The organism is Novosphingobium sp. (assembly GCF_030696665.1).
Lineage (GTDB): Bacteria > Pseudomonadota > Alphaproteobacteria > Sphingomonadales > Sphingomonadaceae > Novosphingobium.
Window position 1 is genome coordinate 22,003 of record NZ_JAUYRV010000049.1, and the last position, 6,358, is coordinate 28,360.

Sequence of the window (6,358 nt, forward strand, 5' to 3'; positions counted from 1 at the left end):
GCTGTCAGAAGTCGCTCAGCGCCCGGCGCACCGCCTGCGCCACCTGCTTGCCCGAACGGCGCAGGCTTTCGGGCTGGCTGCTGCCCTGCGGACTGACAATGCGGATCGAGACGTTTACGTCCCGCCCCTTGCCGCCTAGCGAAGGCTCCACCCGCCCCGCCGACGTCGGCACGAACAGTTCCGGCCCCCGCTCGCCCACCAGATAGCCACGCCCCGGCGCCACCGGCCCACCCGTCGCACGCCCCGGCAGCCCGAAGATCGATCCGACCAGCCCTGACAGCAGCCCGCCAATCCCCGCAGACTGCCCCGCGCCCGTACCGCCCAGCGATCCGATCCCGGCGCTCACGGCCTGCGCCGCAATATCGCCCATCACGTTCAACGCCACGCGCCGCAGGTCTTCGAACCCCAGCGACCCGCGCCGGATCGCCCCCAGCAGCCCACGCTCCAGCGTGTCCCCGGCGCGCCCGAACCCGTCCACGAGGATCGAGTCAAAGCTGCCCCGCATCTGCGCCACATCGGCGGTGAAGCCCGAGGTATTCGCGCGCACGTCGATCATCAGCGTGTCGAGTTCATCCGCCACGGTCTTGCTCCATCAGTCTGTCGATTGTGCCGCGATCCACGCCTTCGCCATCGGGCGCGCGCAGGGCGGTGAGTATCGTGGCCAGTTCCTCGGGCGTCGCGGTCCAGAACGTGTCCGGCGTCCAGCCCAGCAGCAGCGCAGCGTGGCCCGAAAGCCGCGCCGCGCCAGCGCCAAACCGCCCGCTCACCCGCTACCCTTCAGCACCTGCACGATCAGCGCGCGCAGCACTGGCGTGCAAGCGGCCAATCCCTCGCGCGCCACCGCCTCGGCAAAGTCTGCACGCTCCAGCCCGCCACGCTCACGCAGGCAATGCCAGAACAGCGCCACCATTTCGCCCAGCCGCAGCTGCCCGGCGCTCGCCCGCTCCACCAGCGCAAACAGCGGGCCAAGCTCCTCCTCAGCCGCCACCAGCGCGCCAAACGTCGGACGCAGCACCAGCGGCTGTCCGCCGATCATCAGCACCGTTTCCCCCCGATGCGGGTTCGCCGCGCTCATCAGACCTGCGCCACCACGCCCGAGCTTTCGAGCGTCATGGTGTAATTGCGCTCACCGTTGAAATCGCCGGAATAATCGAGCCGCTGGACCAGGAACTTGCCCCGCATCTTCTCGCCGCCCTCGAACGACAGCTCATAGTCCGCGATGGTCCCGGCCAGCGCATTGCCGCGCACTTGCCCTTCTGCGGCGCTGCCAAGGAAAATCCCAGCCGCGCTCACCGTCACCGATCGCGTTCCCGCGCCGGTCAGCAGCTCGCGCCAACCGCCAGAATCCTTGCTGGTGATCACCACCGCCTCGCCGTTGATCGACATCTGCGTGGTGCGCAGGCCCGCCACGGTGTTGTAGGTCGGCGTTGCCGCGCCATCGCTGATCTTCAGCAGAAACGCGCTTCCCTTCTGGGCTGCCATGTCAGTTCTCCTTGTCTAAATTGAAGAGTCAGGCCGCCATCACGCGCGCCCGGTATTCCAGCACGACCACGCGCAGCGCTTCGCCACGCTGTTCTGCCCGCGCCCGCAACAGGCTCAGGCTCGCCACGCGAAAGCCGGCGGCGGATTGATCCGCAGGCAGGCTCTCCACCCGCGCTTCGATGGCCGAAACCAACGCCGCACCGCCCAGCGGATCGTCGCTCCTGAAGTTCAGCTCCAGCGCCACGCGGATCTCGCGCCCGGCCAAAGTTTTGGTGCCCCAGTTGGTGCTCGCGCTAGTCGTCAGCGCCAGCCAGGGCAGGGCGGTGCGCAACGGCGCTTCCTCGACCACGGCGTTCAGCGCTGCATCACTCGCCAGCCAGTCGATCAGCACGGCGCGAAAAGGGATTTCCATGAGACTAGTCCTCACCAAACAGCGGCCAAAGCAGGCGCGCCTTGCGCCAGCGCCTCGCATCGCGCCGCCGCGCCATCATCACCGCGCGCGCCTTGGCCAGCGCTTCGGCTTTCTCGACCAGCCGCTGCACCAGCGGCCCGATCTGTGTGCTCGCCTCGATCATGCCAGCCGCATCCGCCGCCACGGTCGCCACAGCGCTGCCACGGCAGCAGGTGGCAGAAGCTCGGACTTCTTCTCGTCATCCCGGGCCCGGTGCTGATGCGCGGCCAGCCGGATCACGCCGTGGCGGATCGCTTCGGGCAGGCCCGCCCAGTCATCGGCAAGTCCGGCGGAGTATGTCACCACCACCCGGCTCTGCGTGATGGGCTTCAACAGCCGCACCAGCCCGCGCCCAGTGGCGTCGATGTCGAATTCATAATCGCTCGCCGCCAGCGCCGTCCGCGCCCCGGCGGTGTCCAGCGCCGCCAGCGCCGTGATCGCGCGCATCGGCTGGGCGGAAAGCGCCTGCCAGTCACCGCGCGCCGCAAGCACTTCCTCGCAGCCCGATTGCAGCGGCATCGTGCCGGTAAAGCCCTCGCACAGGTCGATGGCGCTGCGCATCAGCGCCAGCAGTTCGGCATCGTCGGTTGACCGGCTGATTCCCAGCCAGGCCTTGAGTTCGCTCAGCGCGGCCGAAGCCAAGGCTGGCGGCGCAACAATTGCCCGCATCATGGCAATCTCCGGTCAATGTAAGGAAAAGGGGGCCTGCGACGGCAAGGGGGGGACCGTCGCAGGCCAACCGGACTGGCGCTAAGCCTATCCGGCAGTCACCATCAGGCCGCGATACGCAGCAGCTTGATCGCGTCGCTGTCCATCACCTGCCCGCCCACACGGCGGGTGGCATAGAACTGGACGTAGGGCTTGTTGGTGTAGGGATCGCGCAGGATCGTGGTCTGCTGGCGCTCCGCGATCAGATACCCGGCCTTGAAGTTACCGAACGCAATCGGGAACGCGTTGGCTGCCACGTCCGGCATGTCCTCGGCTTCTACCACCGGATAGCCCAGCAGGCGGTCGGGCTGGCCCTCGATCATGCCCGGCTGCCACAGGAACGCCCCATCGGCGGTCTTCAGCTTGCGGATCACCGCCAGCGTGGCCGAATTCATCACCCACGCCGCACCCTGGCGCAGCGGCGCCTTCAGCTGGAACACCAGATCGATCAGCTTTGCTTCCGGCGCCGTATCGAACCCGGCGGCATTGCCCGATCCGATGAACTGCAGCGAACCGAAAGCACGGGCAGCGTCACCGGCCACGCTGGTCGGCGCGGCAAGGAAACCGCGCGGCTGGTTCACACCGGTGCCGTTGACGAAGGCTGCACCCTCGGCGCGGGCAAACTCGGTGGCGATTTCATTCGCCAGCCAGCCTTCCACGTCGAATGCCGCATCGTCGAGCATGGCCTGCGTCGCCGAAGGGTTGGCATAAAGCTCACCCGATGGCGGCACGATTTCAGCCAGAGTCGGCGTTGCCGTTTCAGGACGCGCGCCGGTCTCGCTGACCCAGCCAGACGCCGCACCACCGGTCGAAACCAGACGGCGGAAGCCCGACGTGCCGGTGCGCACCACGCTTGCCAGATTGCGGATCGGGCTGATCTCCACCAGACGGCGGGCGATCAGTTCATCGATCTGCTGCGGCACGGCAAAGCCGCCATCCGCACCCACGGTGCCCGAAAGCGCCTTCAGTTCGGTCTCACGGCCAGTGCGAACATAACCGTCGATGAAGCCCGAAAGATCACGTGCGGCATTTGCTGAACCGCCCAGCATCGGGCGAACTGCCGCGCGACCTGCCTTGTCGATGCGGCCCTTCACTTCTTCCACTTCGCTGCGCAGCGCGGCGATGGCGGCGTCATGGGCTTCCTGCCGCTCGATGATGTCGAACGAACCGGTGAGCGCATCCGCCTTGGTCTCGATGTCAAGATTATCCATGTGGCTAAACGTCCTTTCTGCATGAAACAGGTCGCCGCAACGGTCGGCCTGAGGGGGACTTCGATTGATGTGAATTGGGGGAGGGACGGCGCGGTTCAGGCCGCAGCCTGCTCGCCGCCCTCCACGTAATGCACGCGGGCCAGCGGCTGCATTGGCCGGGTCACGAGGCTCACCTCGATGATCTCAAGGTCGTTCAACTCGCGCCCGCCGGGCAAAGCGCGGCCCTGCAGAACGCGGTATCCGAACGAGAGGCCGTCCACCGCGCCGTCTTTCAGCGCCCGTGCCGCTGCGGAATCCGCCGCATCCACCCGCGCCACCACGCGCAGGCCCCGCTCGTCCTCGCCCGCGCTTTCGATCCAGCCGATCTGCTGGTCGGGCCGGTGCTGCCAAAGCAGCGGAAGCTTCAGCCCCTCGGCCAACCGCCGCTCAAGGCTGCCTTTGAACGCACCTGGCATGATCGTGTCGCCGCCGCTGTCACGCTTGCGAAAGATCGCGGCATAGCCTGCAAATTTCAGCGGGGCCTTCATCGCACCAACTCCGCCGAACCCATCCGCACCGCGATGGCAAACAGCAGCAGTGCCAGCACCGCGCGCACCACCCAGCCAATCGCCGCTTTCCACGCGCTGGCCTTGGCATCGCGCCACGCACCGAGCAGCTGGCGCAATTCGGCCAGATCGCTGTGCGCATCATCATCGCCCAGCCCCATCCGGTTCAACGCCCGCACCGCGCCCAGATCAGAGGCTTCCTCCACGATGGCCCGCAGCGTGACGAGGTCAGTGCCCTCGTCACTCGCCTGCGCAATCAGCCGCGCCAGCATATCCTCGCGCGTCATGCCTGCACCTGATCAAGCCCGAGCAGCCCGCGCTTCTCATCGTCCGAAAGGAAATCGGCCCCCGAAACCTGCGCCCACAACCGCTCCCGATCCTCGGCCAGCGCAGGCACGCCGTCCAGATCGACCGAAAGGCTGGCGTCCGCAAACCACGGCTTCAGCCCTTCGGCGAGCGCGCTCAAAATCTTGCCCGCCACCGGCAGCAGCGTCAGCCGCCACAGCGCGCGGTTGGCCTCGCGGTAATTGGCGTAAGTGTTGTCGCCCGGAATCCCCAGCAGCATCGGCGGCACACCAAAGGCCAGTGCAATGTCCCGCGCCGCAGCCGATTTCAGCGTGGCAAAGTCCATGTCCGCAGGGGTCAGCGCCATCGCCTGCCAGCGAAGGCCCCCTTCCAGCAGCATCGGCCGCCCGGCATTGCCCATGCCCGAATAGGCCGTGGTCAGCTCGCTCTTGATCCGCTCGAACTGGTCGGCGGTCAGCGCCGCGCCCGGCTCGCCCGGATCATAGACCAGCGCACCCGATGGCCGCGCCGCGTTCTCCAGCAGGGCCCGGTTCCACCGCGCCGCCGCATTGTGGATCGCCACGGCCTCTTCCGCCGCTTCCAGGCAGCCCGCGCCGTAATGGTCGTCCACCGGGTGAAAGTGCTTCACATGGATCAGGTTCGCCCGCCCGAAATCGTCGAGCGCCTCGATCCGCATGCCCTTCTCGCCCACCTTGTAGGCAAAGGCCGCAGGCCATCCGCCCGCATCGGGGATCACCGTCACGCGCTCGGGCCGCAGCGCAAACAGTTCCACCGGCACGCCATCGGCATCGCGCAGCACTTGCACATAGCCGTTGCCGTGCAGCATCAGATGCGCCGCCAGCGTCTCCAGCAGCGGCTGGCCCGCGCTCGTTTCGCTGACCAGCGCCAGCAGCGCAGGGTCCGAAGCCTTGACCGGCGCCCCGCCGATCCCCTCGGCCACCAGCCGCACCGCACGCTGCGCCACCGGGTTGCGCAAGTACGCCTCGCGGATCGCCACCGGATAGTTGATCGGCCCCCTCGCGGTATCCCCGCGCCAGTCCGAAGCGGCAACCCAAGGCGAAACAAAACTGCGCCCCAGCGGCGCACGCGGCGTCACCGCCTCGCCCTTGAAGGCAGCGGCAAGCGATTGAAAGAACGACATGATGTCCCTTTCGCAAAATTGAAAAAGTCAGCCCGCGCGCAGCAAGGGCGTCCACAATCCCCCCTCCCGCAAGCGGGAGGGGCTGGGGGAGGGCATGTTCGACCCAATCCCCCTCAATCAAACCAGATACGCGGCTCCGCCTGCTGCCCCAGCATCAGCTCGGTCAGCGCCCAGACACAGGCATCGGCCCGGTCGGGAGATCGCCCCGGCCCCTGATACTCGCCGCCCGGCATCAACCCGCACAGCTCGTCCTCAAGCGCGGCAAACATCCCCGCATGGCGCACACGCCCCGCTTCATAGAGCGCCGCCACCGGCTCGGCCCGCGCCGTCTTGCCCCGGCTCGCATGGACAAGGCGCAAGGGCAGCGATGCTTCGGCGGCGCGCAACACCGCGCCCACCATTTCACCCCCCTGGTTCGCCTCGGCCACAACCCGGTCGGCTGACCAGGCGCGGGCGGCATTTGCAACGGCGCGGGCCCATCGCTCGGGGCTGGCCTGTTCTACCGAACAATCCG

11 protein-coding genes and 1 pseudogene are annotated in these 6,358 nt (G+C 67.6%); all 12 read right to left on the minus strand.

Annotation, left to right across the window (positions count from 1 at the left end):
• Positions 1-4: 4 nt before the first annotated feature.
• A complete protein-coding gene (locus Q8R81_RS15810) occupies positions 5-580 on the minus strand; it encodes a tail tape measure protein (RefSeq protein ID WP_305619485.1) in 576 nt (191 codons plus the stop codon).
• A complete protein-coding gene (locus Q8R81_RS15815; RefSeq protein ID WP_305619486.1) occupies positions 570-767 on the minus strand; it encodes a phage tail assembly chaperone in 198 nt (65 codons plus the stop codon). Before Q8R81_RS15815 ends, Q8R81_RS15810 begins: the two co-directional genes overlap by 11 nt.
• Entirely contained in the window at positions 764-1,075 is a 312-nt protein-coding gene (locus Q8R81_RS15820; protein WP_305619487.1) for a gene transfer agent family protein, read from the minus strand. The genes Q8R81_RS15815 and Q8R81_RS15820 overlap by 4 nt, the downstream gene beginning before the upstream one ends.
• Positions 1,075-1,482 (minus strand): phage major tail protein, TP901-1 family, encoded by a 408-nt coding sequence (locus Q8R81_RS15825; RefSeq protein ID WP_305619488.1) that lies wholly within the window; start codon positions 1,480-1,482, stop codon positions 1,075-1,077. The genes Q8R81_RS15820 and Q8R81_RS15825 overlap by 1 nt, the downstream gene beginning before the upstream one ends.
• A gap of 28 nt (positions 1,483-1,510) precedes the next feature.
• The gene (locus tag Q8R81_RS15830) at positions 1,511-1,894 is read right to left on the minus strand and encodes a DUF3168 domain-containing protein (protein ID WP_305619489.1); all 384 of its coding nucleotides are present in this window, start codon (positions 1,892-1,894) and stop codon (positions 1,511-1,513) included.
• Positions 1,895-1,898: 4 nt separating this feature from the next.
• Positions 1,899-2,057 (minus strand): hypothetical protein, encoded by a 159-nt coding sequence (locus Q8R81_RS15835; protein ID WP_305619490.1) that lies wholly within the window; start codon positions 2,055-2,057, stop codon positions 1,899-1,901.
• A complete protein-coding gene (locus tag Q8R81_RS15840) occupies positions 2,054-2,605 on the minus strand; it encodes a hypothetical protein (RefSeq protein WP_305619491.1) in 552 nt (183 codons plus the stop codon). Before Q8R81_RS15840 ends, Q8R81_RS15835 begins: the two co-directional genes overlap by 4 nt.
• 101 nt (positions 2,606-2,706) lie before the next feature.
• Positions 2,707-3,852, minus strand: a complete 1,146-nt coding sequence (locus tag Q8R81_RS15845; protein ID WP_305619492.1) for a phage major capsid protein — start codon at positions 3,850-3,852, stop codon at positions 2,707-2,709.
• 95 nt (positions 3,853-3,947) lie between these two features.
• Entirely contained in the window at positions 3,948-4,379 is a 432-nt protein-coding gene (locus Q8R81_RS15850; protein ID WP_305619493.1) for an HK97 family phage prohead protease, read from the minus strand.
• The gene (locus Q8R81_RS15855; protein ID WP_305619494.1) at positions 4,376-4,684 is read right to left on the minus strand and encodes a DUF6127 family protein; all 309 of its coding nucleotides are present in this window, start codon (positions 4,682-4,684) and stop codon (positions 4,376-4,378) included. Before Q8R81_RS15855 ends, Q8R81_RS15850 begins: the two co-directional genes overlap by 4 nt.
• Positions 4,681-5,844 carry a phage portal protein gene (locus Q8R81_RS15860; RefSeq protein WP_305619495.1) on the minus strand — a complete coding sequence of 388 codons (1,164 nt, stop codon included), beginning with the start codon at positions 5,842-5,844 and terminating at the stop codon, positions 4,681-4,683. The genes Q8R81_RS15855 and Q8R81_RS15860 overlap by 4 nt, the downstream gene beginning before the upstream one ends.
• Positions 5,845-5,957: 113 nt before the next feature.
• A pseudogene (locus tag Q8R81_RS15865) lies at positions 5,958-6,358 on the minus strand (ATP-binding protein); the annotation flags it as partial.

Coding starts and splice junctions, on each gene's coding strand:
- Q8R81_RS15845 (WP_305619492.1), bottom strand. CDS start 3,852: ATGGATAATCTTGACATCGAGACCAAGGCGGATGCGCTCACCGGTTCG.
- Q8R81_RS15820 (WP_305619487.1), bottom strand. CDS start 1,075: ATGAGCGCGGCGAACCCGCATCGGGGGGAAACGGTGCTGATGATCGGC.
- Q8R81_RS15855 (WP_305619494.1), bottom strand. CDS start 4,684: ATGACGCGCGAGGATATGCTGGCGCGGCTGATTGCGCAGGCGAGTGAC.
- Q8R81_RS15840 (WP_305619491.1), bottom strand. CDS start 2,605: ATGATGCGGGCAATTGTTGCGCCGCCAGCCTTGGCTTCGGCCGCGCTG.
- Q8R81_RS15850 (WP_305619493.1), bottom strand. CDS start 4,379: ATGAAGGCCCCGCTGAAATTTGCAGGCTATGCCGCGATCTTTCGCAAG.
- Q8R81_RS15825 (WP_305619488.1), bottom strand. CDS start 1,482: ATGGCAGCCCAGAAGGGAAGCGCGTTTCTGCTGAAGATCAGCGATGGC.
- Q8R81_RS15830 (WP_305619489.1), bottom strand. CDS start 1,894: ATGGAAATCCCTTTTCGCGCCGTGCTGATCGACTGGCTGGCGAGTGAT.
- Q8R81_RS15835 (WP_305619490.1), bottom strand. CDS start 2,057: ATGATCGAGGCGAGCACACAGATCGGGCCGCTGGTGCAGCGGCTGGTC.
- Q8R81_RS15860 (WP_305619495.1), bottom strand. CDS start 5,844: ATGTCGTTCTTTCAATCGCTTGCCGCTGCCTTCAAGGGCGAGGCGGTG.